The sequence below is a fragment of the Mycobacterium shunyiense genome (assembly GCF_058270075.1).
In genome coordinates this window covers 861,616-885,844 of sequence record NZ_JBZDPU010000040.1, presented here as the reverse complement: position 1 = coordinate 885,844, position 24,229 = coordinate 861,616, and the positions used below count along the sequence as shown (strand labels likewise).

25 protein-coding genes and 1 pseudogene are annotated in these 24,229 nt (G+C 65.9%); 15 read left to right on the top strand and 11 right to left on the bottom strand.

Translation table 11 applies throughout. The features are described 5' to 3' along the window. Positions 1-40: 40 nt before the first annotated feature. The gene (locus AC4ELH_RS34915) at positions 41-2,812 is read right to left on the bottom strand and encodes a helix-turn-helix transcriptional regulator (RefSeq protein WP_498889425.1); all 2,772 of its coding nucleotides are present in this window, start codon (positions 2,810-2,812) and stop codon (positions 41-43) included. Positions 2,813-2,940: 128 nt separating this feature from the next. On the opposite strand from AC4ELH_RS34915, the gene AC4ELH_RS34910 reads away from it, so the two are divergent. After that, complete coding sequence (locus AC4ELH_RS34910; protein WP_498889423.1) at positions 2,941-4,605, top strand: FAD-binding protein; 1,665 nt, start codon at positions 2,941-2,943, stop codon at positions 4,603-4,605. A gap of 3 nt (positions 4,606-4,608) precedes the next feature. On the opposite strand, the gene AC4ELH_RS34905 is transcribed toward AC4ELH_RS34910, so the two are convergent. After that, positions 4,609-4,779, bottom strand: a complete 171-nt coding sequence (locus AC4ELH_RS34905) for a hypothetical protein (RefSeq protein ID WP_110917029.1) — start codon at positions 4,777-4,779, stop codon at positions 4,609-4,611. A gap of 41 nt (positions 4,780-4,820) precedes the next feature. Here AC4ELH_RS34905 and AC4ELH_RS34900 point away from each other — a divergent pair, with 41 nt between their 5' ends. Further along, the gene (locus AC4ELH_RS34900; protein WP_463795133.1) at positions 4,821-5,501 is read left to right on the top strand and encodes a guanylate cyclase; all 681 of its coding nucleotides are present in this window, start codon (positions 4,821-4,823) and stop codon (positions 5,499-5,501) included. Between the two features lie 219 nt (positions 5,502-5,720). Beyond that, positions 5,721-7,145, top strand: coding sequence for an aldehyde dehydrogenase family protein (locus AC4ELH_RS34895; RefSeq protein ID WP_498889421.1), 1,425 nt, complete (start codon positions 5,721-5,723; stop codon positions 7,143-7,145). Between the two features lie 24 nt (positions 7,146-7,169). On the opposite strand, the gene AC4ELH_RS34890 is transcribed toward AC4ELH_RS34895, so the two are convergent. Together AC4ELH_RS34890 and AC4ELH_RS34885 are read right to left on the bottom strand one after the other, a co-directional pair. Further along, on the bottom strand, positions 7,170-7,916 hold the full coding sequence (locus tag AC4ELH_RS34890; RefSeq protein WP_498889419.1) for a class I SAM-dependent methyltransferase: 747 nt from the start codon (positions 7,914-7,916) through the stop codon (positions 7,170-7,172). Between the two features lie 28 nt (positions 7,917-7,944). Then, the gene (locus AC4ELH_RS34885) at positions 7,945-8,343 is read right to left on the bottom strand and encodes a VOC family protein (RefSeq protein ID WP_498889417.1); all 399 of its coding nucleotides are present in this window, start codon (positions 8,341-8,343) and stop codon (positions 7,945-7,947) included. Positions 8,344-8,450: 107 nt separating this feature from the next. On the opposite strand from AC4ELH_RS34885, the gene AC4ELH_RS34880 reads away from it, so the two are divergent. The 3 genes and pseudogenes from AC4ELH_RS34880 to AC4ELH_RS34870 all read left to right on the top strand — a co-directional run bounded on the left by AC4ELH_RS34880 (position 8,451) and on the right by AC4ELH_RS34870 (position 9,912). Next, on the top strand, positions 8,451-9,029 hold the full coding sequence (locus AC4ELH_RS34880) for a P-loop nucleotide/nucleoside kinase family protein (RefSeq protein WP_448442315.1): 579 nt from the start codon (positions 8,451-8,453) through the stop codon (positions 9,027-9,029). Between the two features lie 40 nt (positions 9,030-9,069). Next, complete coding sequence (arr, locus tag AC4ELH_RS34875) at positions 9,070-9,480, top strand: NAD(+)--rifampin ADP-ribosyltransferase (RefSeq protein ID WP_498889415.1); 411 nt, start codon at positions 9,070-9,072, stop codon at positions 9,478-9,480. Between the two features lie 52 nt (positions 9,481-9,532). Next, positions 9,533-9,912: pseudogene (locus AC4ELH_RS34870) on the top strand (VOC family protein). Positions 9,913-9,925: 13 nt separating this feature from the next. On the opposite strand, the gene AC4ELH_RS34865 reads toward AC4ELH_RS34870, so the two are convergent. Beyond that, positions 9,926-10,267 (bottom strand): DUF1801 domain-containing protein, encoded by a 342-nt coding sequence (locus AC4ELH_RS34865; RefSeq protein ID WP_064882905.1) that lies wholly within the window; start codon positions 10,265-10,267, stop codon positions 9,926-9,928. Between the two features lie 59 nt (positions 10,268-10,326). Here AC4ELH_RS34865 and AC4ELH_RS34860 point away from each other — a divergent pair, with 59 nt between their 5' ends. Next, positions 10,327-10,707, top strand: coding sequence for a nuclear transport factor 2 family protein (locus AC4ELH_RS34860; RefSeq protein ID WP_064882903.1), 381 nt, complete (start codon positions 10,327-10,329; stop codon positions 10,705-10,707). A 201-nt stretch (positions 10,708-10,908) separates the two neighbouring features. Here AC4ELH_RS34860 and ychF read toward each other — a convergent pair whose 3' ends face one another. Beyond that, positions 10,909-11,991, bottom strand: coding sequence for a redox-regulated ATPase YchF (gene ychF / locus AC4ELH_RS34855; RefSeq protein WP_064882901.1), 1,083 nt, complete (start codon positions 11,989-11,991; stop codon positions 10,909-10,911). Positions 11,992-12,075: 84 nt separating this feature from the next. On the opposite strand from ychF, the gene AC4ELH_RS34850 reads away from it, so the two are divergent. Next, entirely contained in the window at positions 12,076-13,278 is a 1,203-nt protein-coding gene (locus AC4ELH_RS34850) for a DUF6542 domain-containing protein (protein WP_448442312.1), read from the top strand. Positions 13,279-13,311: 33 nt separating this feature from the next. Here the strand turns inward: AC4ELH_RS34850 and AC4ELH_RS34845 are convergent, their stop codons facing one another. Beyond that, positions 13,312-14,325 carry a 4-hydroxy-3-methylbut-2-enyl diphosphate reductase gene (locus AC4ELH_RS34845; RefSeq protein ID WP_064882897.1) on the bottom strand — a complete coding sequence of 338 codons (1,014 nt, stop codon included), beginning with the start codon at positions 14,323-14,325 and terminating at the stop codon, positions 13,312-13,314. A 62-nt stretch (positions 14,326-14,387) separates the two neighbouring features. On the opposite strand from AC4ELH_RS34845, the gene AC4ELH_RS34840 reads away from it, so the two are divergent. The 4 genes from AC4ELH_RS34840 (at position 14,388) to AC4ELH_RS34825 (ending at position 17,613) form a co-directional block, all read left to right on the top strand. Then, positions 14,388-14,969, top strand: coding sequence for a lipid droplet-associated protein (locus AC4ELH_RS34840; protein WP_498889411.1), 582 nt, complete (start codon positions 14,388-14,390; stop codon positions 14,967-14,969). Next, a complete protein-coding gene (gene xseA / locus AC4ELH_RS34835; RefSeq protein WP_448442309.1) occupies positions 14,966-16,222 on the top strand; it encodes an exodeoxyribonuclease VII large subunit in 1,257 nt (418 codons plus the stop codon). The genes AC4ELH_RS34840 and xseA overlap by 4 nt, the downstream gene beginning before the upstream one ends. A 20-nt stretch (positions 16,223-16,242) precedes the next feature. Then, a complete protein-coding gene (locus tag AC4ELH_RS34830) occupies positions 16,243-16,455 on the top strand; it encodes an exodeoxyribonuclease VII small subunit (RefSeq protein WP_448442406.1) in 213 nt (70 codons plus the stop codon). 63 nt (positions 16,456-16,518) lie between these two features. After that, on the top strand, positions 16,519-17,613 hold the full coding sequence (locus tag AC4ELH_RS34825) for a 3-beta-hydroxysteroid dehydrogenase (RefSeq protein ID WP_064882891.1): 1,095 nt from the start codon (positions 16,519-16,521) through the stop codon (positions 17,611-17,613). Positions 17,614-17,629: 16 nt separating this feature from the next. On the opposite strand, the gene AC4ELH_RS34820 is transcribed toward AC4ELH_RS34825, so the two are convergent. From AC4ELH_RS34820 to AC4ELH_RS34805, 4 genes are read right to left on the bottom strand one after another with little or no spacing between them, the layout of a single operon-like run. After that, entirely contained in the window at positions 17,630-17,959 is a 330-nt protein-coding gene (locus AC4ELH_RS34820; protein WP_064960514.1) for a branched-chain amino acid transporter permease, read from the bottom strand. Next, the gene (locus AC4ELH_RS34815) at positions 17,952-18,635 is read right to left on the bottom strand and encodes an AzlC family ABC transporter permease (RefSeq protein WP_064882886.1); all 684 of its coding nucleotides are present in this window, start codon (positions 18,633-18,635) and stop codon (positions 17,952-17,954) included. The genes AC4ELH_RS34820 and AC4ELH_RS34815 overlap by 8 nt, the downstream gene beginning before the upstream one ends. 45 nt (positions 18,636-18,680) lie before the next feature. Continuing rightward, positions 18,681-18,956: a dsRBD fold-containing protein gene (locus tag AC4ELH_RS34810; RefSeq protein WP_055116674.1), complete on the bottom strand. Its 276-nt coding sequence runs from the start codon at positions 18,954-18,956 to the stop codon at positions 18,681-18,683. 1 nt (position 18,957) lies between these two features. Further along, a complete protein-coding gene (locus AC4ELH_RS34805; protein WP_448442302.1) occupies positions 18,958-20,049 on the bottom strand; it encodes a tellurite resistance/C4-dicarboxylate transporter family protein in 1,092 nt (363 codons plus the stop codon). Between the two features lie 138 nt (positions 20,050-20,187). Here AC4ELH_RS34805 and AC4ELH_RS34800 point away from each other — a divergent pair, with 138 nt between their 5' ends. The 3 genes from AC4ELH_RS34800 to AC4ELH_RS34790 are packed head-to-tail and all read left to right on the top strand — an operon-like array spanning position 20,188 to position 24,213. Next, complete coding sequence (locus tag AC4ELH_RS34800; RefSeq protein WP_064882882.1) at positions 20,188-21,738, top strand: arylsulfatase; 1,551 nt, start codon at positions 20,188-20,190, stop codon at positions 21,736-21,738. 19 nt (positions 21,739-21,757) lie between these two features. Next, positions 21,758-23,311 (top strand): arylsulfatase, encoded by a 1,554-nt coding sequence (locus AC4ELH_RS34795; RefSeq protein WP_448442300.1) that lies wholly within the window; start codon positions 21,758-21,760, stop codon positions 23,309-23,311. Continuing rightward, complete coding sequence (locus tag AC4ELH_RS34790; protein ID WP_448442404.1) at positions 23,308-24,213, top strand: HAD family hydrolase; 906 nt, start codon at positions 23,308-23,310, stop codon at positions 24,211-24,213. Before AC4ELH_RS34795 ends, AC4ELH_RS34790 begins: the two co-directional genes overlap by 4 nt. Positions 24,214-24,229: the final 16 nt, after the last annotated feature.

Sequence of the window (24,229 nt, the reverse complement as noted above, 5' to 3'; positions counted from 1 at the left end):
GTGTGCACCACGGACTACGCGGGCCGGCTACGTACCGGGGCTAGCCCGACGGTGCCAGGGCACCCGGCAGCTCGCGGCGGGAGCTGATGCCGAGCTTCGCGTACACCTTGCGCAGGTGCCATTCCACGGTGTGTGGGCTGAGGAAGAGTTCCGCGCCGATCTTCGGGTTGGTCATTCCAGCGGCGGCCAACGCGGCGATCTGTGCCTCCTGCGGGGTCAGACTGGTCGTCGGCCCGGTTTCCCGGCTTCGCACGTGCTCACCGGTGGCCAGCAGTTCGCGCCGCGCCCGTTCGGCGAACGCCGTGGCCCCCATGCCATCGAACATCTGGTGTGCGGTGCGGAGGTGCTCCCGCGCCAGTGCCCGCCGACGGTTCCGGCGCAACCATTCGCCGTACAGCAGGTGGGTGCGTGCCACCTCGACCACCACGCGGTCGCGGGCAAGTTCCTCGATGGCCGTGCGGTACAGCGCGTCCGCCTCGTCGCCGTCGGTGAGCAGGGCGCGGCTGCGCGCGCTGATGCCACGGGCCCAGCCGGAACCGGCCGCGCGGGTCAGTTCGACCAGACGGTCCAGCGATGACCGAGCCGCCTCGAGCTCACCGCACCGCACCGCGGCCTCGACATGCTCGACCAACGACAAGCCGGTGAAGTTGTAGCCGTCGTGCTCGACGCCCGCCTGGGCGACCGCGAGTGCCTCGTCGTACCGGGCCAGGCCGTTGTAGAGCAATCCCTGGATGTAGCCGGCGACCCCTAGCAGGGAGACCTCGCCGTGTTGGGCAGCACGGGCTTTGGCCTCGGCGATCGGGCCCGCGGCGCCCTCTTCCTCACCGCGCCACGCGGCCAGCACCAGCGAGGCATAGGCGTGAGGGGTTTGTCCGGTCGCCGCGGAGATCGCGTCGGCCTCGTCGATCATGCGGGCCGCCGTGGCGAAGTCGCCATGGTGGATGTAGACGCCGCCCAGGTAGATCAGCGCCGGCGGCAAGACACCGAGCGCACCGATGTCACGCGCGAGCCGCACGGCACGGGTGGCGAAGGAGTCCCACGCGGGCAGATCCCACCCGTAGTGGATGAACGATTCCAGCGCGACCGGCACCAGCAGCAGCCATCGCATCGTCGCCTCGCGGCTGTGCAGTTCCTCCTGCGCGAAGGGCTCGAAGGCCCGGCGCAACGCAGGCACGCCGGTCTCATAACCGTCGGCCAACAGGGTGGCAACACCGTCGAGCAACAGGTCCGCGGCCGCGGAGTTCGACGGCGGAGCGCCGGAAGCCCGGGCGGCGACTGCCGCGGCCTTGGCACCGGCCGCGCCGTGGACCCGGCCGGCGAAGACCGTTGCGCTGATCGCCTCCAGGTACGTCTCGCGGGCCAGCGGTGAGCCGGCGGCCGCGAATTGCGCGGCGGCGTCGAGCAGCAACGGCGCAGCTTCGTCACTACGACTGCGGCCGAACAGGATTCGGGCCCGCAGACGCGCCAGCCGGGCCTGGTCCAGCGGGTCGAGCGGGCACAAGCTGGCCATGGTCGCCAACTCGGTGGCACGATCCGGGGAGGCGGCCGAGAAATGGGCCTCGGCGGCGGCGAGCGCCCGTCGCCCGCGCTGCCAGAGGTCCGGGGTCAACTCGGTGGCGCGTTCCAGCAGAACCGCCTCGGCCGCCATGCCACCGCGCTGCCGCGCCCGGCCTGCCGCGTGGTCCAAACCCGCCGCAACCTCCTCGTCGGGCCCGTCGGCCGCCTCTGCCGCGTGCCAGGCACACCGGTCCGGATCGAGTACCGGGTCGGTGACGGCCGCCAGCGCCCGGTGCACGGCCCGGCGCTGCTCGGGATCGGCCTGCCGGTACACCGCCGAGCGCACCAGTGGGTGGCGGAACCGGACGGACTCACCGAATTCGATCAGACCGGCCGCCTTCGCGGGCGCGGCATCGGGCGCGATGTTCATCGCGTCCGCCGCGCGCACCAGTAGCCGCGCCTCCCCGATCGGCTCTGCTGCCGCGATCAACAGCAGCGTTCGGGTCTGCGCAGGCAGCATCTGGATGCGGTCGGCGAAGTCCTGTTCGACGCGGCTCGACACCGATTCACGAATTGTCGCAGTCCCCGTCTCGACGCCGTAGGCGAGCTCGGCGGCACTGCGGCCGCGGTAGAGCTCGAGCAGTGCCAGCGGATTGCCGGAGGTCTCGGCTACCAGCCGATCCCGTACCCGCTCCTCCAGCCGCCCCTCCACGGCGCCCTCCAACAGCTCGCTCGCCGCCGCTGGATCCAGCCCGCCGAGCCGCAGCTCGGGTAGATCCCTGAGCACCGCGTGGCCCTCCGGATCGCGCACGGAGTACACCATCGCGACCGCCTCGGCCAGCAGCCGGCGTGCCACGAACTCCAACGTCAGCACCGACACCTGATCCAGCCACTGGGCGTCGTCGACGATGACCAGTACGGGCTTGGCCTCCGAGGCCCGGGTGAGCAGGGTCAACACCGCCAAGCCGACCAGGAACCGATCCGGCGGGTCCCCCGCCGCCAATCCGAAGGCGACCCGCAGCGCATCTCGCTGCGGCTCGGGCAGCGCATCGATCGTGCTGAGAAACGGTGCGCAGAGTTGGTGCAGGCCGGCATAGGCCAGCTCCATGTCCGCCTCGATCCCGCGGGCGGTGGTCACGGTCATCCCCGCGGCCTGGGCCGCCACGTACTCCAAAAGCACCGATTTCCCGATACCGGCCTCGCCCCGGATCACCGCTACCCCGGACTCACCGCGGCGCAGCCCGCTGAGCAGGTCGGTCAGCTGGGTGCACTCGCGTTGCCTGCCAACCAGGTTGGGCAACGGGCTGGCACTCATGCGTACGGCTCCTGGCAGGGCTGGGCGGCACGGGTGTGCACGGCTGGCGAGAAATCTACCGGGATTGTCACAAACCGTGACACCGCCCGGTCGGTACTTATAACCGGCCTTCTGTCCCAGGAGATTCCATGTCACCCCGCGAACATCAGCTCGCCACGTCTGTCCTGGTGGTGGGGGTCGGGGCCGCCGGGTTGCGAGTGGCCATCGAACTCGCCGAGGCCGGGGTGGCGGTCACGGCAGTGGGCAAGCACACACCGGATGACGATCACACCGGTCTGACCCTCAGTGGGATCAACGCGGCGCTGGACACCGCCGACGGCTGGGAACAACACGCGGCCGACACTCTGCTGGAAAGCCGCCTACTGGCCGATCCTCGCACCGTGCAGCGGGTCGCCCAGGGCGCCACCCAAGGCATCCATGACCTGGAGCGCTTCGGCATGCGCGTCGAGCGACCCGACGCAGGCCGGGCCGCCGGGACCCATCCGTACCGGCGCAAGGCCGACGCCGGCGAGGTGCAACGCGTCCTGCGCGAACACGCGGTCCGGCTCGGGATCCCGACCCTCCCGACGGTTTATGTGACTCAGATCCTGGTGAACGACGGAGCGGTCTTCGGCGCCTACGGCTTCGATCTCGTCGACGGCGCACGGTATCTCGTGCACGCCGACGCGGTCGTCCTGGCGACAGGTGGCCACACCCGGATCTGGCGCCGGACATCGGCCCGCCGGGACGAGAACACCGGCGACTCGTTTCGCCTCGCCGTCGAGGCGGGCGCCCGGTTGCGAGACGCCGAGCTGGTGCAGTTCCGGCCGTTCGGCTTACTCGGTCCCGAGAACGTGGCAGGGACGCTGATCAGCGATTCGGTGTGCGAAGAGGGCGGTTTACTACTGAACACCGTCGGCGAACGGTTCATGACCCGCTACGACCCCGAGCACCTGGAGCGCGCCGGTCGGGACCGGGTCGCGATGGCGTCCTACGCCGAGATCAAGGCGGGGCGCGGCACCCGGCCCGGCGGGGTCTGGCTGGACCTGTCGCATCTGCCTGCCGAGAAGGTCATGACCCGACTGCCGCAGGTCTACCAGACCGTGTTGGAGCTCCAGGGGCGCGACGTCACCCGGGACCCGATCGAGGTGGCCCCGACCGCGCACTACTCGTTGGGCGGGATCGCTGACCGGCCCCAGGATCACGGCACCGAGATCGACGGGCTGTTCGTCACCGGCGAAGCCACCACCGGCTTGCACGGCGCAGGCCTGCTGGACGGAAACTCCTTGATCGCGGTGATGGTCTACGGCCGGCTGACCGGGCAAGCCGCAGCCGACTACTCGGCGCGGCTCACCGCCCAGCGTCGGTCACTGGCGGCGGTCCGTGAAGCTGAGGCGCGAGTCGACCGACTGCTGGCCGCCGATGGCAGCGAGAACATCCGCGGGTTGCAGCGTGCGGTTCGCAACCTGATGACCGAGCACGCCGGAGTGGTCCGAGACGAGGCCGGCCTGCTCTCCGGATTGGCAGCGCTCGGGGAGATCGAGGCACGCATGGCCGACGTGGGTGTGCACACCGACATCAGCGGCTTCGCGGACCTGGCACACGCCTTCGACCTCCGGTCTGCAGTGCTTTCTGCCCGTGCCACGCTCGAGTGCGCGCTGGAACGACGCGAGACCCGGGGCTGTCACATCCGTTCCGACTACCCCGATCTCGACCCTGCGCTGCAGGTGAACCTGGTGTGGTCACCGCACCACGGCGTGCGCCGCGAGCCGGTCGCACCGATCCCTACCGACATTGCCGAGTTGATGCAGTAGGACTCAGCGCTTCGGCTCGCCGTGCTCGGCCTCGGCCAATCGCTGGTGCAGACGCTCGCGAATATCCTGCGGGGTGTACGCATTTCGGCGGCGCTGATCACGCGCAACCATGACGCCGCCCGCCACGACCCCGGCGACACCGGCCAGTCCCACCCACTTCCACATGCTTCGCATGCACCCAGTGTGCATAAGCTGCGCTTGTGAAAGCGAACACCGTGTCGTTGACCAAGGCGCTCGAGGAGACCCGGACCGGTGATATCTGGCTGTTCCGCGGCGGCTCCGGACCAGACCGGGCGATCCAGACCCTCACCAACAGCCCGGTCAACCACGTCGGGATGACGGTGGCCATCGATGACCTGCCTCCGCTGATCTGGCACGCCGAACTCGGCGACAAGATGCTCGACGTATGGACCGGCACCAACCACCGCGGGGTGCAACTCAACGATGCCCGCGAAGTCGTCGAACGATGGGCGCACAGCTACGGGCAACGCTGCTGGTTGCGTCAGCTCACCCCCTTCGCGTCGCGCGAGCAGGAAGACCAGCTGCTCAAGGTGATCGCCCGGATGAACGGCACCGCCTTCCCCACCACCGCGCGACTGACCGGACGCTGGCTGCGCGGGCGGGTACCGATCGTCAGCGACTTCACCCGCGGAATTCCCTTTGTGCACAAGAAGGTTCGTGAGTCAGCCGACCGCAAGAAGGCGCGCAGCCGCCAGGTCGGGCTGGAGACCGCCTACTGCGCCGAAACCGTGGCCATCACCTACGAGGAGATGGGCCTGCTGACCACCGAGAAGCATTACAACTGGTTCGATCCCGGCTCGTTCTGGAGCGGCGATCAATTGCCCCTGGCCGTGGGCTACCGACTGGGTGACGAAGTCTCGGTAATCGTCGACTGAGACCGACATGGCCCGACGGGCAGTCGATTCCTCGGATCAACGAGCCCGCCCGGATCAATCGGGCAAGAGTGGTGCCCGGCCTGCACACGGTTCCCCCGCACGCGGCATTATGTTAATGTCCATTCTTGATAGATACGGGTCTCTATCAGGTCTGATAGTGGAAATAGAACACACTGTCGAGAATCTATGTGAATACATATTCACTCACCGGGGGCAGCGATGACGGGAACAACATCCAGGAACGGCAACGACGCAGCGGTCGATGACGAGGCGACCGAGGTCTACATCAGTCGAATCATCAAGACCCTGCGGGCCACCTTCGACAGCGGCCGGACGCGATCGGCGCAATGGCGATCAGATCAGCTGAACCGACTCGCACAGATGATGACCGACAACGAGACGGAGATCATCGATGCGCTGTCGGCAGATCTCGGCCGCGCGCCCTTCGAATCCTGGTTGACCGATATCGCGGGCACGGTGGCCGAAGCCCGTTACGCCGCAAAGCATGTCAAGCGTTGGATGCGCCGCGACCGGAGGATGCTCGAGTTGCCCCAGTTGCCGGGACGGGGCTGGGTCGAGTACGAACCCTACGGAACCGTCCTGATCATCGGGACTTGGAACCTGCCCTACCTTCTGACGCTCGGGCCCGCCATCGGCGCCATTTCGGCGGGAAACACCGTACTGATCAAGCCTTCTGAGTTCGCACCACGAACATCGCAACTGCTGGCCGAGCTTGTTCCGCGCTATCTCGATCACGATGCCATCGCCGTGGTCGAAGGCGCACGCTCGACCAGCGAGCTGTTGCTCAAACAGGAATTCGACCGCATCTTGTTCACCGGTGGCGCCGAGACCGGCCGCAAGATTCTCGCGGCGGCAGCGCGACATCTGACACCCGTCACTCTGGAATTGGGCGGCAAGAGCCCGGTGATCCTCGCCGACGACTGCGACGTCCATGTCGCAGCCTCCCGGGTCGCGTGGACCAAGCTCATCAACTCCGGCCAGGTATGCGTCGCCCCTGACTATGTGCTCGCTCACCGCGACGTCGCCGAGCGATTCGTCGACGGGCTGTGCGATGCCTGGGTTCGTCAGCGGGTGGACCAGCCAAAAGGCATGCGCGTCTTGAACCTCGACCACCTTGAGCGACTGAGTGAGTACCTGATCGAAACGCGCGGGGAGATCGCTTTCGGAGGCGGGCTCGACCGCTCATCACTCACCGTCGAGCCGACCGTGGTCCTCGATCCCTCCCCTTCAGAACCGCTGATGACCGAGGAGATCTTCGGGCCGATCCTGCCGGTGGTGACCGTCGATTCCGTTGACGACGCCATCGATTTCGTGAACTCTCGGCCGAAACCTCTTGCCGCGTACCTCTTCAGCCGATCCCGCGCGGTCCGCAATCGCGTGGTGTCCGAGGTGTCGGCAGGCGGAATGCTGATCAACCACGTGGCATTCCAGGCATCGACCACCCGACTGCCGTTCGGTGGCGTCGGCAACTCCGGGATGGGCGCCTACCACGGGCGATGGGGCTTCCAGGAGTTCAGCCATTCCAAGACGGTGCTCACCAAACCCGCCCGGCCTGACCTGTCCAAGATGCTGTACCCGCCCTACAGCGACCGGGCCTGGAAGCTGGCGCGCAAGCTGTTCTGACCGCTAGAGCGTCACCGGTTCCGGTCAGACCGTCCCGCGCGCGGCCCACGCGGTGGCGGTAACCGTGAAGGGGCCACTGCCGAGATGTTCGCGCGCCACCGATTCGAGTCGAGCACGATGGGCGTCGTCGAGGCTCTGAACATAGTCACCAGCCGGGCCGACACCGAATGTGTATGGCTCCCACCACTCCTCGAACGTCGGATGCACCACATCGGCGGCAATCGGACGCTCTTGCACGTCACGCAGTCCGGCGGCCTCGAATATCTCGGTCAGCTGCCCTCGGTGAGCACCGGAAAGTAGCGCTTCGTCCTCGGCGTCAGGTTCGATCAGGTGAACGGCCTCCCAGAATGGTGCCAGTGCGCCGGTCGGCCCGTCCCACACGCATGCTGCGACGATTCCGCCACGCCGCGTGACGCGGGCCATCTGCCCGATGCCGACCACCGGATCCGTCATGAAGTGCACCACCAACTGGGCGAGGGCCGCATCGAAGGCAGCCGCGCCATAGGGCAATTCCTCTGCCGTGCCCTCGCGCACGTCGACATCCGGGAAGCGCGCACGGATCGCGACGACGAACGGGGGTGACGGATCGATTGCCGAGACCCGGGCTCCGACCGACAGCAGATGCGCCGTCAGTGCACCCGGCCCACAACCGACGTCGAGTACGTTGTCGCCGGCGTTCACCCCGGAAAACGCCGCAAAGACCTTCGCAAGAGGCTCGGCGTACCGGCCCATGAATCGCGCATAGGCGTCCGGCGGAACCTCGAAGCTCACCTCGAAATGCTACGTCGGCATCGCCGAGTCACAGCCCGAATTTGGCCCGAGCAGCGTCGGTGACCGGCGTGAACAGGTTGACGAGGTTGCCGTCGGGATCCCGGAACATCAGCGCGCGGTTGCCCCACGGCATCGTCGTGGGCTCGGTGACGACGTCGTCCAACTGTCCGGCCAACCGCCCGTACTCGGCGTCCACGTCGTCGACTATGAATTCGACGATCGCACTTCGGTTTGCCGCGGGCTCGGCAGATCCTTGCCCGAACAGTGGAACGGTCTTGTCGCTGCCGATCGCCAACGTGCCCACCGGCGTCGGAATCTCGGCAAAGAGTTCGTTGCCCCATACCGCGCTGACCCCCGTGACCATCTCGTAGAACGATGCGAGCCGCTGAACGTCGGCCGTGATGATGCGGGTCGAAAGAAATTTCATGTCAACAACTCCTGGGGATTTGCGGTCACTGCGCCGGCGTGCTCGGCGGCCGGTACCGCAGCATGCTAGACACGCACTCCGACAAACCGGACGTAGCATCAGGTGCCGTGACCACCGAGAAGACCACCCCGGTTCTCGTCGTGCTGTCGGGGCTTCCTGGCGTCGGCAAGACCACCGTGGCACGGCACGTGAGCGCTGAAATCGGTGCAGTACATGTACGACTCGACACGATCGAAGCAGCCATGACGGCATCGGGATTCATCGATCGGGCCGGCGGCTGGGAGACTGTCCCCGATGCCGGCTATCGGATCGCCAATGCGATTGCCTCCGATTTCCTGAGCGCTGGGCATGACGTCGTGGCCGACAGCGTGAATCCGCTCGGCATCACAAGACAAGCCTGGGCTGAGGCCGCACGGACCGCGCGAGCCACACTCGTCGACGTCGAGGTGATCTGCAGTGATCAGAACCTGCACCGCAAACGCGTCGAAGCCCGTGCCTCAGACATCGATGGATTGACCGTGCCGACGTGGCAACAGGTCGAGGACCGGACCTATGAGCCGTGGGACCACGCGATTCTTCGCGTCGACACTGCGGCGGGAGTGGAGGCCGCGACCGCGGCCATCGTCACCGCGGTTCACCATGCACGCGCAGCCGCGTTCGATCCGCCGGCCGAACCCCGAATGTGAAGAGCGTTCGGCATCCCTGGCTTGTTTGTAACCTGTCGAGATGGACGAGGTTTCGGATGACGGGCCGTTCTTTCACGGCACCAAGGCAGACCTGCGGGTAGGCGATCACCTCACGGCCGGTTTCCGGTCCAACTATCGGCCCGAAATCGTGATGAACCACATCTACTTCACCGCGCTGCGCGACGGTGCAGGCCTCGCCGCCGAACTCGCTGCGGGCGAAGGGATCCCGCGGGTCTATGCCGTGGAACCGACCGGCGAGTTCGAGAACGATCCGAACGTCACCGACAAGAAGTTCCCTGGCAACCCCACCCGGTCCTACCGGACCAGGGAGCCGCTCCGCATCGTCGGCGAGATCACCGACTGGACGCGACTGACACCCGAGGCTCTGCAGATGTGGCGGGAACGGCTGTCCGCGATCCACGCCGAGGGCCGCGGCGAGATCATCAACTAGGTACGACCGAACGCTAACGCGGCATTCCGTGCCGAGAACACCGGGAGACACGATGGCCAACCGTTGGTCCGGAGTAACCATCGATTGCGCCGATCCCATTCGGATGTCGATCTTTTGGGCCGCCGTGCTCGGCATTCCCGCGTCGAGCGAACACGGAGATGATCCGGCCTGGGCGACGGTGGGCTCACGCGCGGGACGGTTTCCCCGCCTTACCTTCCAGCGTGTAGCTGAACCGAAAGCCGGAAAGGTGCGCATCCACCTGGACGTCGAGGTCGATGACATCGCCCCGGACGTCGTCAGGTCGAGGAACTGGGTGGACGCTTCTCCGGCATCCGGCATGACTACGACGAGGGCGTGGTGCTGAACATGCTGGATCCCGAAGGTCATGAGTTCTGCTTGGTCCAATACTTCGAGAACCACGTAGCGGACTGATCGTCTCAGCGCACTACCTGCGGTTTACTCTGACTGCCTCTTGAATGAGCGCTTTGAATGCGTCCGCATCCATCTCGTCATCTTCGCGCAGATCGATGGAACGTCCGACTGGCGCCTCGAGGCTCGCATTGAACAAATGGTCGGGGTCGTTCACCGACGAGCCTTTGGCGAAATTCACCTTGACTTTGCCCTTGTACATCTCCAGTGTGCAGATCAGGCCGTCGAGCGAAAACGCAGGCACACCATCAGGATTCGAGGGCTTGCGCCACTTGATCTCCTCGACGACGTCGGGTTCGGCTTGTTTGATCAGCGACCGGATCTCATCGACCCGATCGACTCGCCAGTCCCCACTCACAACCGTCAATGTACTCCGATCAACATAGGTGCCCACCCCGTCCCGATAACGTCGTTGCCATGGCAGACGACGATGTACGTACCGCACTTGAGGAGCACTGGGCGTCGTCCGATGTGAACGATTTCGACACTGAACATCGGATCTATCGGGCCGACGCAGTTCTCGAATATCCCCAATCAGGTGAGCGAATCCGCGGCCGCGACGGCATTCGGGCTTCGCGTGAAGCTCAGCCGAACGCGAAACGTTTCACTGTCCGCCGCATCCTCGGCGGCGGTGATCTGTGGATCAGCGAACTGGTCCTGACCTACGACGGACAGCCGTCCTACGTGGTGAGCATCATGGAATTCATGGACGGCGAAGTAGTCCGCGAGACCCAGTATTTCGGCGATCCATTCAGCCCCGGTCCATCCCGCACTCGATGGGTCGAATCCATCGGCTGATCCCGCGCATCACCCGTTCAAGGGGAACTCCAGCCTGTTATCTCACCAATCAACATTCGCCGGCGCCGGGCTTGGCACTTGATCGCCGGCCGCACGATTGCTGGGACGTGTGGCACGACTGACGCTCCTGCTCATCGTTGACTCTGCGGTCAGGGCGCAAAACTTCGAGAGCACGTCGCCATAGCCGCAGAGTCAGCGGCACTAGACGTTGAATCTGAACTCCACCACGTCCCCGTCGGCCATCACGTAGTCCTTGCCTTCCATGCGGACCTTGCCGGCGGCCTTGGCCGCGGCCATCGACCCGGCCTCGACGAGATCGTCGAACGAGACCACCTCGGCCTTGATGAACCCCTTCTCGAAGTCGGTGTGGATCACGCCGGCCGCCTTGGGCGCGGTGTCGCCCTGGTGGATGGTCCAGGCGCGTGATTCTTTCGGCCCGGCCGTCAGATAGGTCTGCAGTCGCAGGGTGTGGAAACCGGCGCGGGCCAACGCGTCCAGGCCACGCTCGGTCTGCCCGATCGACTCCAGCAGCTCTTGGGCGGACTCGTCGTCGAGCTCGATCAGCTCCGATTCGATCTTGGCGTCCAGGAACACCGCGTCGGCCGGGGCCACCAGCGCCCGCAGCTCGGCCTGCTTCGCCTCGTCGGTGAGCACCGACTCGTCGGCGTTGAACACATACAGGAACGGCTTGGTGGTCATCAGGTTCAGCTCGCGAAGAATCGACCAGTCCTGGGCCGACGAGGACACGGAAAAAAGAGTCTTGCCGTCGTCGAACACGGCCTGCGCCGCGACCGCCGCGTCCAGCACCGGCTTGCGTTCCTTGTTGTTGCGGGCTTCCTTCTCGAGGCGCGGCACCGCCTTCTCCAGCGTCTGCATGTCGGCCAGGATCAGCTCGGTCTCGATCACCTCGATGTCCGACCGGGGGTCCACCCGCCCGTCGACGTGCACCACGTCGTCGTCGGCGAACACCCGCACCACCTGGCAGATGGCATCGCACTCACGGATGTTGGCGAGGAACTTGTTACCGAGACCCGCACCTTCGGACGCGCCCTTGACGATCCCGGCGATGTCCACGAACGTCACCGGAGCCGGCACGGTCTTCTCCGAGCCGAAGATCTCGGCGAGCTTGTCGAGCCGGGGATCGGGCAACGGCACCACGCCCTCATTGGGCTCGATGGTCGCAAACGGGTAGTTGGCCGCCAACACGTCGTTACGCGTCAGGGCATTGAACAGAGTCGACTTTCCGACGTTCGGCAAACCGACGATTCCCAGGTTCAGGCTCACAGAGAAGAGAGTCTAGGCCCGTGTGACCGGCACGCCAGCGCGAGCTGGCAGCACGCGGCCAGATAGAGCCGGTACGGTCAACGTGTGTCAGGACAGCGCGCACAGTCGGCAGTGCCGGCTGACCATCGCTCTGTACACCCGCGATTCGCTGGTGTGCCGTGGTGGGGAGCTGTCCTTTTGGCGGTCACGGCTACCGCGATCGGCTTTGCCTTCGATGCCGGTGCAGGCAATCGGGAGCTCAGTTCGGTGTTCGCGATCTGCTATTCCCTCGGTTGCATCCTGGCCGTTCTGGCCGTTCAGCAGGCCGGGCTGTTCACCGCGGTGATCCAGCCCCCGCTGATCCTGTTCGTCGCCGTACCCGGGTCCTATTTCCTGTTCCACGGGGGCGAGCTGCAGGGCGTCAAAGACCTGGCCATCAACTGCGGATATCCCCTGATCGAACGCTTCCCGCTGATGCTGTTCCTCTCGGCCACAGTGCTGCTGATCGGCCTCGGCCGGTGGTACGTCGGCCTGACATCGCGCAAGGACACCGGCGTGGACGAAGCGGCCGGCTCCGGGACGGCGAAAACAGCCGCGGCATCGCCTGTCGCGGGAATTGTGTCATCTGTCACAACGAAACTTTCCGGGCTGGTTCTCCGCAAACCCGCCACGGCGTCCACGCGCCGGGACCGGACGGCCGAGCACGACCCCGCCTCGGATATCCCGCCGCGGCGTCGTCCCTCTGAACGACCGACACGGCGACGTCCCGCCGGTGCCGAATCCGGCGCTGGGGTGGCAGCGGCGGCCGGAGCAGGCGCCGGGCGTCCCCGGGGCGAACGCAGGCCGACCAAACGCACTGCGCCGCCTCGCCCCCGCCCTGACCGCACGGCCACCGGCGATCTCGGCAACGAACTCGACGGCGCCATTCCCGAGCGGCCACGGCGGCCCCGGCCGCCGCGCTCGGCCGAGCCCGGGGCAGGCGAGCCGCGCCGGCGGGTACGCAGCCAGCCGCGCGAACCGCGCAAGCAGCCACCGCCCGAGCGGCGTGAGGCCGGCGCATTCGAGACCCCGCGTGAGCGCCCACAGCGGCAGCGTCGCCGATTCGACGACTATCAGCCGTTCGAGGAACCGTTCGAGCAGCCGAACCAGCCCCCCAACGGCTCGGGGCGCTCGACGCACCACCCGGTGTCGCGGGTGCGGTACCGCGGTGCCGACGACGAGGATCACCGCGTGGGGCACCGGACGCGACCGCGCTCGACCAAGGGTTCGACGCCCCGGGGACGTCACTCCTGGGAGTACGACGACTGAAGGCGGTTCAGCCGCCACCCCGGTTGCCCGGAATCAGGCACGCGGCGGGCGGATCTCACGCGGCAAGGCGAACACCAACGTCTCGTTGGCGGTGGTCACGGGCTGCACAGTGCCGTAACCGTATTCGGCAAGCCGCTCGAGCACACCGCGCACGAGCACCTCGGGAACCGATGCCCCGGAGGTGACGCCCACCGTGGTGACGCCCTCCAACCAGGCCGGGTCGATGTCTTCGGCGTAGTCGACCAAGTGGGCGGCGTCGGATCCGGCGCCGAGGGCCACCTCGACCAGTCGCACAGAGTTCGACGAGTTACGCGAGCCGACCACGATCACGAGCTCACATTCGGGCGCCATCGCCTTGACGGCAACCTGACGGTTCTGCGTCGCGTAGCAGATGTCGTCGCTCGGCGGATCCTGCAGCGTCGGGAACTTCTCGCGGAGCCGGCGCACCGTCTCCATCGTCTCGTCGACGCTCAGCGTGGTCTGCGACAGCCAGATGACCTTGTTCGGGTCACGCACCGTCACCTGGTCCACCGCGTCCGGATTGTCGACGACCTGGACGTGGTCGGGCGCCTCACCCGCGGTGCCGACGACCTCCTCATGACCGGTGTGACCGACGAGCAGGATGTCGTAGTCGTCGCGGGCGAATCGCTTGGCCTCGTTGTGCACCTTGGTGACGAGCGGGCAGGTGGCGTCGATCGTCCTGAGGTTGCGGGCGGCGGCCTCGACGTGCACGGTCGGTGCGACGCCGTGCGCCGAGAACACCACGATCGCCCCTTCGGGCACCTCGTCCGTCTCGTCGACGAACACCGCGCCGGCCTTGGCGAGCGTTTCGACGACGTGCACGTTGTGCACGATCTCGTGGCGCACATAGACCGGTGCGCCGTGCTTCTCAAGGGCGCGCTCGACGGTCTCGACGGCCCGGTCCACACCCGCGCAGTATCCGCGCGGTTCGGCCAGCAGGACTCGCTTGCCAAAGGCTTGCGAACCGCCACCCGACCTCACTGAGCTCGTGGCACCCGGGATACCCATGTTGATTGTCGGCGGCATGTCTCCAGGGTACGGGGCGACAATGCAACGGAGCCAGCCGTGGCTGTGGCTAGTCTGTGCACATGGGAACTGCACCGTACGGGGTCCGGCTGCTGGTGGGCGCGGCTGCGACCGCGATCGAGGAAACTCGCAAGCTGCCCCAAACCATCCTGACCTACCCCATGACGGTGGCCAGCCAGGCGGCCAACATCGTCATGCACGTCCAGCAGAACCTTGCCGAGCTCGTGGTCAAGGGCGACGAAACGCTCGAACAACTGTTTCCGCCCAAGGACGAGCAGCCCGAGTGGGCCACCTTCGACGAGGATCTCGACTCCGACCTCGACGGCGCGACGGTCGACGACGCGGAGACCACCGACGGCGACCGGCGTACCGAGGGCCGGTTCGCGCTGTACAGCACCGGGGAGCCCGAGTCCGCAGCTGGGACGAACGGCAAGTCCGCACGTGCCGCCGACGCAGGGGCCGCGCCGGACATCGCGGCCGAACTCGGGTACGACGCGCTGACGCTGGCGCAGCTTCGCGCCCGGTTGACCTCGTTGCGCGTGGCCGATCTCGAAGCGCTCCTGGCCTATGAGGAGGCCGGCCGGGCCCGCGCACCGTTCGTCACGTTGCTCGCCAACAGGATCACCCGCGCGACCGCGAAGTGACCGAACCGGGCCAGTCACCGGAAAACCCCTGGCCGGTCCGCGCCGTGGCGACCCGCGTCGCCAAGTGGATCGACCGGCTCGGCACGGTGTGGGTCGAAGGGCAGCTGACCGAGCTCAAGATCCGCCCGGACTCCAAAACCGTCTTCATGGTGCTGCGGGATCCGGCCGCCGACATGTCCCTGACCCTCACCTGCCCGCGCGATCTGGTGCGCAATGCACCGGTCAAACTGTCCGAGGGCACCCAGGTGATCATCTGCGGCAAGCCCAACTTCTACACCGGTCGCGGCACATTCTCGTTGCGGGTCAGCGAGATTCGTGCGGTCGGTATCGGTGAGCTGCTGGCCCGGATCGAGCGGTTGCGTCGGCTGCTGGAGGCCGAAGGACTGTTCGACCCCCGCCTCAAACGGCCGATCCCGTTCCTGCCCAACACCATCGGTCTGATCACCGGACGCGCGTCAGCCGCCGAACGGGACGTGACGACGGTCGCCACCACCCGTTGGCCCGCAGTGCGTTTCGCGATCCGCAACACGATCGTCCAGGGACCCAATGCCGTTCCCCAGATCGTGGACGCGCTGGCGGCGCTGGACGCCGATCCCGACGTCGATGTCATCGTCCTGGCACGCGGCGGCGGCAGCGTCGAGGACCTGCTGCCGTTCTCCGACGAGACGCTGTGTCGCGCCATCGTCGCCTGCCGCACCCCGGTGGTCAGCGCGATCGGCCACGAACCCGACGCTCCCCTGTCCGATCTCGTCGCCGACCTGCGCGCCGCCACCCCGACCGACGCGGCCAAGCGGATCGTTCCCGACGCCGCCGCCGAACAGGCGCTGATCACCGATCTGCACCGGCGCAGCGCCCGCGCACTCCGCAACTGGGTGCACCGTGAACAGCATCACCTGGAGCAGCTGCGCAGCCGGCCGGTCCTCGCGCAACCCCTGGCGGCGCTCACCGCACGCGCCGACGAGATCACGCGGGCCAGGGCCACCGCCCAACGTGACATCACGCGGCTGATCGCCGCGGAGGCCGATACCATCGGCCACCTGTCTGCACGGCTGACCGCGCTCGGCCCGGCAGCCACCCTGGCCCGCGGGTATGCGGTGGTGCAGACGGTTCCGACGTCGGGTGAACCGACAGTTTTACGTTCAGTGGCCGATTCGCCGGAAGGCACCCGACTGCGGGTCCGGGTGTCGGACGGAGTGATCACCGCCGTGAGCGACGGCAATGAGGGTGCAGCCGTGAGCGACGGCAATGAGTAGAGGGTGTGAGCATCGTGAGTATTAAGCCTATTAGTGAGTTGGGCTATGAAGAGGCCCGCGATGAGCTGATGGCCGTCGTGCAGCAGTTGGAGCAGGGTGGCCTCGATCTCGATGCTTCGCTCAACCTCTGGGAGCGAGGCGAGAAGCTGGCACAACGGTGCGAAGAGCACTTAGCGGGAGCACGCCAGCGCGTCGAGCGGGCGCTGGCTGCGCGGGAGGCCGAAGAAGATTGACCCAGCAACTATTTTTGCGCATCGCGCTCGAAACTGGAACCTGTTTCAGTTAAGCTGCCCGTCATGGGTGACGCATCTTTGACCACTGAACTCGGCCGCGTCCTGGTGACCGGAGGCTCCGGCTTCGTCGGCGCCAATCTGGTGACCGAGCTGCTCGACCGCGGATACGTGGTGCGCTCCTTCGACCGCGCGCCGTCGCCGCTGGCCGATCACGCCGGTCTTGAGGTCATCGAGGGCGACATCTGCGACAAGCAGACCGTGGCCGCGGCTGTCAAGGACATCGACACCGTCATCCACACCGCGGCCATCATCGACCTGATGGGCGGCGCCTCGGTCACCGAGGAGTACCGGCAGCGCAGCTTCGCCGTCAACGTCGAGGGCACCAAGAACCTCGTTCACGCGGCCCAGGAGGCGGGCGTCAAGCGCTTCGTCTACACCGCCTCCAACAGCGTGGTCATGGGCGGACAAGACATCGTCAACGGCGACGAGACCATGCCGTACACCGCCCGGTTCAACGACCTCTACACCGAAACCAAGGTCGTGGCAGAGAAGTTCGTGCTGGCACAGAACGGCGAACACGGCATGCTCACCTGCGCGATCCGGCCCAGCGGCATCTGGGGCCGCGGCGATCAGACCATGTTCCGCAAGGTGTTCGAGAACGTGCTCGCCGGACACGTCAAGGTGCTGGTCGGCAACAAGAACATCAAGCTGGACAACTCATACGTGCACAACCTGATCCACGGGTTCATCCTGGCGGGCCAGCATCTGGTCCCCGGCGGCACCGCACCCGGTCAGGCCTATTTCATCAACGACGGCGAGCCCATCAACATGTTCGAGTTCGCCCGTCCCGTCCTGGCGGCATGCGGCCGTCCGCTGCCGACGTTCTATGTGTCAGGACGCCTGGTGCACAAGGTGATGATGGCCTGGCAGTGGCTTCACTTCAAGTTCGCCCTGCCCGAGCCGTTGATCGAACCCCTTGCGGTGGAACGGCTTTACCTCAACAACTACTTCTCCATCGCCAAGGCCAAGCGCGACCTTGGCTACGAGCCGTTGTTCACCACCGAACAGGCGATGGCCGAATGCATGCCCTACTACGTCGACATGTTCCACCAGATGGAGTCGGCGAAGAAGGAGCCGGCCGCCGCGGCCGCTCGCTGAGCAGCTTCCACAATTCTCACGCCCACAACGACATCAGCACGACATAGATCGTCGTACCGGCCAGGATCGACAACAGCGCGCTGCCGCGCACCCAGTGCAGGGCTGCGGTCGACGCCACCGCGATGCCCAGCCACAGCAGTTGCCGGGTGCCGCCGTCGGTGTGGCCCCGCAAGGTATAGATCGCCAGCATGGCCATCACCCCGAGCGGCATGTGCGTACTGAGGTAACGCACCACGGTGCTGTGCCGCATCGGCGCGAGAACCGCGAAAGGCAGGGCACGCAAGGCCCAGGTGATGCCGGCCGCGACAGCCACCAGCAGCGCGATGTGGCCGGCGTGGTCAGGCATGACGACGCCGTTCGACGCCGAGTCGGGCCAGCAGCACCACCGTGAAGCCGGCGAACGCGCAGACCAGCAGTTGGCCGGGCACCAGCAGCCAGGCGACCACCGCGCAGCCCACTGCCGTCAGTGCGGTCAGCCGGTCGGGCCGCTGCCGGTACGCGTCGATGGCCAGCACGACGAACAGCGCAGTCAGGGCGAAATCCAGCCCCTGCAATCGTTCGACCGGCAGTGCCGAACCGATCAGTCCGCCCAGCGCGGCGCCGGTGACCCAGAGCGCCTGCAACGCGGCCTGCATCATCAGAATCGGCCGGCTCGTCCAGTGCTCGGCAGCCGGGCTCACCGCCACCGCGTACGCCTCGTCCGACAGCGCGTAGGTGCTGTAGAGCTTGCCCACGGGACTCTTGACGCGGTCCAACGGGAACGACAGCGCGTAGAACGCGTGCCGACTGTTCACGATGAACGTGGTCAATGCGACCGTGCCGAGAGGTGCCGCCGTTGCCGCCAGTCCCACCATCAGGAATTCCAGGGAGCCGGCGTAGATCACCGCGGCGAAGGCCGGCGCCCACCACCAATCCAGGCCCGCGTGGACCACCAGCAGCCCCAGAGCCATGCCCAGCGGAATGAACGCCAGGCCGATCGGCGCGGTCACCGACATGACCCCGCGCAAAGAGTGGTCGGACATGCCGAAGAGTGTGCCGCACCCGGGCGGACACCCTGGCAGCCCCGTTCAGCGGTACAGATGCACCGGGTGGTGCGTGGACTGCTCGATGCGTGCCGATGCGGCATGCAGGAGATCGCTGCCCAAGGCGATGAGGGCACGGGCCGCAGCGATCTCCTCACCGATCATCGGTGCGCCGGGGTCTTTCGGGTTGCGGTAGGCGTCGCCGGTGGTGGACATGGTGTCGTCGCGCACCTGCGCCCGGGCCGACGCGTGGGTGTGGACCTCGTCCTCGGAGAACTCGATCTCGACGAGCCACTTGTTGGTCAGATCCTTGTCGTACATGTCAATCACCCTCCACCTCCAAGGGTGCGCCGGATACGGCGTCCACGCCAGGGGTGGCGTCGCGATCGAGCCAGAGCGTGAGGACGAGGTGGCGGAGCATCGCCACGAACACCAGCGCCCACACCGCCAGCGCGATCCAGCTCTCGATGTATCCGATGCGCTCCACGATCGGCAACTGATCGGCCTGACCGAGGTAGTGGCCACCGACGCCGTACATGCCGAGCGGGAAGACCACACTCCACAGGGTGGCGTCGTAGCGCAACGGAATGCGATGAACCCAGTGGCGCCAGATCCCGGCCGCGATCAGCGGCGGGATGAGCCAGGTACCGAAGGCCCAGAAGAAGACCGACGTTCCCGCGATCAGGCCGCGCGTGGCCGCGACCATGGGCGCATCCGCCATCTCCACGATCCGGGCCCCGGCCACCACGGTGATGGCGGTGGCCCCCATCGCCACCCAGTACGGCGGCGTGAGATCGGTGGGCAGCAGCGGGTACACCAGCATTCGGACAGCCACGAAGATGCCGGCCGCGCCGTAGAGAAATATCCCGACCGACCAAGAGAACACCGCCAACAACGCCAATTCCGAACGGCCCACGGCTATTTCGGGTTGTAACGCCGCGGCCAGCACCGCGATGGACTGGCTGGCCACCACCCAGATGAACCAGGTGCCGTTGGCACTCTGCAGCACTGGCCGGACGGCTTGACCGAGAACCGCCGTCCACGGCACCACATAGCCCAGCACCATCCAGGCGACCCAGCCGATCGCCAAGAGTGTGAACGCCAAGCCGTAATGGCCGTCAGCGGCCAGTCGCGTCCCGACCACGCAGGTCGCGGCCACGAACGTGAACATGGCGAAACCGCGGCTCGGATCGGTCAGATCGGCCATGAACTCCCGGCGGAAGGCGACGATACGGATGACCGTCAGCGTCACCAGAACCACGTAGGCGATGCCCGCGATCCACAACAGCACCACCGAAACCGCATGCGCACGGTGGTAAGTCATTGCAATGGACATGATTCCGGTGCCCATGACGAGCGCGAAGTAACCGGGGTGCAGGGTGCGCACTGCCTCGCGGACTGTCGGCTCACTCATGGCTTTGGTCTTACCACCGCAACGCTGGACGAATGCGTAAATATCCGGCGACAGGCGGACGAAGCCGCGGCGAGCACGTCACAGAGCGCCTAAGGTCGGAAACGGGTCGGGGTGCATCTGTCGAGGCGAGGAGCCAACATGCCAAACGGCAAGCCGAACATTCTCGTGATCTGGGGCGACGACATCGGCATCAGCAACCTCAGTTGTTACAGCGACGGGCTGATGGGCTACCGCACACCGAACATCGACCGCCTCGCCAACGAGGGCATGCGATTCACCGACTCCTACGGTGAGCAAAGTTGCACCGCCGGCAGGGCAGCCTTCATCAGTGGACAAAGCGTCTACCGGACCGGTATGAGCAAGGTCGGCATACCTGGCGCCGACATCGGCTGGGCCGCCGAGGATCCGACGATCGCCGAACTGCTCAAACCGATGGGCTATGCCACCGGGCAGTTCGGCAAGAACCACTTCGGTGACCTCAACAAGTACCTGCCCACCGTGCACGGCTTCGACGAATTCTTCGGCAACCTCTACCACCTCAATGCCGAGGAAGAGCCGGAGAACTTCGACTATCCGCACGAGGATCGCTACCCGCGGTTGTACAACCTGGCCAAACCGCGTGGCGTCTTGAAGTGCAAGGCCACCGACACGGTCTCGACCGAACCCGATGACCCGAAGTACGGCGCGGTCGGCAAGCAGACCATCGAGGACACCGGCCCCCTGAACACCAAGCGCATGGAGACCATCGACGAGGACATCGCCGACGCGACCGTCGACTACATCAAGCGCCAGCATGACGCAGGCAACCCGTTCTTCGTGTGGTGCAACTTCACCCACATGCACCTCTACACCCACACCAAGCCGGAAAGTCGCGGGCAGGCCGGATTGTGGCAGTCGCCCTACCACGACACGATGATCGACCACGACCGAAATGTGGGCACCGTGCTCAACGTGCTCGACGAGCTCGGGATCGCCGACGACACCATCGTCATCTACTCCACCGACAACGGTCCGCACCGCAACACCTGGCCCGATGCCGGCACGACTCCGTTCCGCAGTGAGAAGGACACCAACTGGGAGGGCGCCTTCCGGGTGCCGGAGCTGATCCGGTGGCCCGGAAAGGTCAAGGCGGGCACGGTTTCCAACGAGATCATCCAGCACCACGACTGGCTGCCCACGCTGCTGGCCGCCGCCGGCGATCCCGACATCGCGGAAAAGCTCAAGAAGGGCCACAAGGCCGGCGCCGACGGGGAAACCGAGTACAAGGTGCACATCGACGGCTACAACCTGCTGCCCTACCTGACCGGCGAGGTGGACGAGAGTCCCCGGCGCGGATTCTTCTACTTCTCCGACGACGCCGACCTGGTGGCCATGCGGTTCGAGAACTGGAAGATCGTCTTCTCCGAACAGCGCTGCCCAGGCACGTTGCGGATCTGGGCCGAACCATTCACCCCGTTGCGAGTACCGAAACTGTTCAACCTGCGCACCGACCCGTACGAATACGCCGACATCACGTCGAACACCTACTACGAGTGGTTCCTGCGACACGACTACTTCGTGTTCTACGCGACGGCAATGGCCACGAAATTCCTTGAGACGTTCAAAGAGTTCCCGCCGCGGCATCCACCGGCCAGCTTCAGCGTGGACCAGGCCGTCGAGAAGCTGCACGCATTCCTGGCCAAAGACTGAGCGAAGGAGCAGACGGAAGATGCCCAACGGCAAACCCAACATCCTGGTCATCTGGGGTGACGACATCGGGATCTGGAACCTGAGTTGTTACAGCCGCGGCATGATGGGCTACCAGACGCCCAACATCGACCGGATCGCAAACGAGGGAATGCTTTTCACCGACTCGTACGGTGAACAAAGCTGTACGGCCGGTCGGGCTTCGTTCATCACCGGCCAGAGTGTCTACCGCACCGGAATGAGCAAGGTGGGTATGCCCGGCGTCGACGTGGGCCTTCAGAAGGAGGACCCGACCATCGCCGAGTTGCTGAAACCGTTGGGTTATGCGACCGGACAATTCGGCAAGAACCACCTGGGCGATCTGAACAAGTACCTGCCGACCGCGCACGGGTTCGACGAGTTCTTCGGCAACTTGTACCATCTCAACGCCGAGGAGGAGCCCGAGCACGAGGACTATCCCACCGAGGAAGAAGCACCTCTGCTCCGCAAGGCGCTGTTGCCTCGCGGCGTCATCCACTCCTGGGCCACCGAAGAGGATTCCGGCGAGGTCGACCCACGCTACGGACCGGTCGGCAAGCAGCGCATCGAGGACACCGGGCCGCTGACGAAGAAGCGGATGGAGACCGTCGACGATGAAACCACGTCAGCCTGTATGGATTTCATCAAGCGCCAGCACGAATCAGACACACCGTTCTTCGTATGGATGAACATGACCCACATGCATTTCCGGACCCACACCAAGCCGGAGAGCGAGGGGCAGGCCGGACGCTGGCAGTCGCGGTACCACGACACGATGATCGATCACGACGGCCACGTCGGGACATTACTCGACCTGGTGGACGAGCTCGGTATCACCGAGGACACCATCGTCATCTACTCCACGGACAACGGACCCCACGCCAACAGCTGGCCCGACGGCGCGACCACTCCGTTCCGTAGCGAGAAGAACACCAACTGGGAAGGTGCCTTCCGCATTCCCGAGATGATCCGGTGGACGGGGAAGATCTCGCCCGGTTCGGTCTCGAACGAGATTGTGCAACACCATGACTGGCTGCCCACATTTCTCGCTGCCGCGGGCGATCCTGACATCGTGGAGAAGCTCAAACAGGGCTACAAGGCCGGCGCCGACGGGGAAACCGAATACAAGGTCCATATCGACGGGTACAACCTGCTGCCCTATCTCACCGGCGAGGTCGACAAATCCCCCCGGCGCGGGATGATCTACTTCTCCGACGACGGCGATGTCCTGGGTGTCCGCGCGGACAACTGGAAAGTCGTGTTCATGGAGCAGCGCTGCCAGGGAACCCTGGAGGTGTGGTTCGAACCGTTCACCAAGCTGCGCGCCCCGAAGCTGTTCAACCTGCGCACCGACCCTTTCGAACACGCCGATGTCACGTCAAACACCTACTGGGACTGGGTGATCGATCGCCTGTACCTCATGTTCTACGCCGGGGCGATCGTCAATCAGTTCCTGGAAACCTTCAAAGAGTTCCCGCCGCGTCAGGAGCCGGCCTCGTTCACGATCAACCATGCCGTGGAGGAGCTCGAGAAGTTCCTGGCCACGCGGGGCGGCTGAGCGTGGCCGAACTGAAATCCTGGAACGATGGGCCTACGAAGTCGGCGATCGGCGACTTCGTGGGGCGTGTCACCGAGCAGGTGGCTCCCGAAGAGCGCGTCGCCGTTTTCGACAACGACGGCACGCTGTGGTGTGAGAAGCCGGCGTACATCCAGCTGGACTTCCTGGTGCGCCGACTGGCCGAGCAGGCCGCCGCCGACCCGGCGCTGGCGGCCACACAGCCGTATCAGGCTGCGGCCGCCGGTGATCTGGCCTGGTTCGGCGATGCCGTCACCAAGCACTACAACGGCGATGACTCCGCGCTCAAAATCCTTGCCGGAGGCATACTCTCGGCCTACGCCGGACTGTCTGTCGAGGACCACGCCGACCGGATCAAGGCGTTCTTCGCCGAGGCGCAGCACCCGACGCTGAGTCGTCCGTACACCAGGTGCGGCTATCTGCCGATGGTCGAGTTGCTGCGTTACCTGGAGGCCAACGGGTTCACCAACTACATCGTCTCCGGCGGCGGCCGCGATTTCATGCGCCCGGTGACAGCATCGATGTACGGCATCCCGCCCGAGCGGGTGATCGGCAGTTCAGTGGGGCTGGATTTCGTCGGTGGTCAACTCAGGACGACAGCCACCCCCGAGTTCCTGAACGACGGACCGGTGAAGGCGGTGCGCATCTGGGGGCGCATCGGGCGTCGGCCGATCTTCGCGGCCGGCAACTCCAACGGCGATATCCAGATGCTGGAGTACACCGCCGGCGGCGCGGGTCCGTCGTTGAGCATGCTGGTGCGCCACGATGATGTCGACCGCGAATTCGATTACACCGCAGGGGCCGAGAAGGTGCTGGGGCTCGCCGCCGACCGCGACTGGACGGTGGCGAGCATGCGCGACGATTGGACGACGGTCTTTGACTGATTACGCACCGAGGTCG

Excerpts from the sequence above, each read along its gene's own strand:
- AC4ELH_RS34915 (WP_498889425.1), bottom strand. The coding sequence starts at position 2,812 with ATGAGTGCCAGCCCGTTGCCCAACCTGGTTGGCAGGCAACGCGAGTGC.
- AC4ELH_RS34910 (WP_498889423.1), top strand. The coding sequence starts at position 2,941 with ATGTCACCCCGCGAACATCAGCTCGCCACGTCTGTCCTGGTGGTGGGG.
- AC4ELH_RS34905 (WP_110917029.1), bottom strand. The coding sequence starts at position 4,779 with ATGCGAAGCATGTGGAAGTGGGTGGGACTGGCCGGTGTCGCCGGGGTC.
- AC4ELH_RS34895 (WP_498889421.1), top strand. The coding sequence starts at position 5,721 with ATGACGGGAACAACATCCAGGAACGGCAACGACGCAGCGGTCGATGAC.
- AC4ELH_RS34885 (WP_498889417.1), bottom strand. The coding sequence starts at position 8,343 with ATGAAATTTCTTTCGACCCGCATCATCACGGCCGACGTTCAGCGGCTC.
- arr (WP_498889415.1), top strand. The coding sequence starts at position 9,070 with ATGGACGAGGTTTCGGATGACGGGCCGTTCTTTCACGGCACCAAGGCA.
- AC4ELH_RS34860 (WP_064882903.1), top strand. The coding sequence starts at position 10,327 with ATGGCAGACGACGATGTACGTACCGCACTTGAGGAGCACTGGGCGTCG.
- AC4ELH_RS34845 (WP_064882897.1), bottom strand. The coding sequence starts at position 14,325 with ATGCCGCCGACAATCAACATGGGTATCCCGGGTGCCACGAGCTCAGTG.
- AC4ELH_RS34840 (WP_498889411.1), top strand. The coding sequence starts at position 14,388 with ATGGGAACTGCACCGTACGGGGTCCGGCTGCTGGTGGGCGCGGCTGCG.
- AC4ELH_RS34825 (WP_064882891.1), top strand. The coding sequence starts at position 16,519 with ATGGGTGACGCATCTTTGACCACTGAACTCGGCCGCGTCCTGGTGACC.
- AC4ELH_RS34820 (WP_064960514.1), bottom strand. The coding sequence starts at position 17,959 with ATGCCTGACCACGCCGGCCACATCGCGCTGCTGGTGGCTGTCGCGGCC.
- AC4ELH_RS34815 (WP_064882886.1), bottom strand. The coding sequence starts at position 18,635 with ATGTCCGACCACTCTTTGCGCGGGGTCATGTCGGTGACCGCGCCGATC.
- AC4ELH_RS34810 (WP_055116674.1), bottom strand. The coding sequence starts at position 18,956 with ATGTACGACAAGGATCTGACCAACAAGTGGCTCGTCGAGATCGAGTTC.
- AC4ELH_RS34805 (WP_448442302.1), bottom strand. The coding sequence starts at position 20,049 with ATGAGTGAGCCGACAGTCCGCGAGGCAGTGCGCACCCTGCACCCCGGT.
- AC4ELH_RS34800 (WP_064882882.1), top strand. The coding sequence starts at position 20,188 with ATGCCAAACGGCAAGCCGAACATTCTCGTGATCTGGGGCGACGACATC.
- AC4ELH_RS34795 (WP_448442300.1), top strand. The coding sequence starts at position 21,758 with ATGCCCAACGGCAAACCCAACATCCTGGTCATCTGGGGTGACGACATC.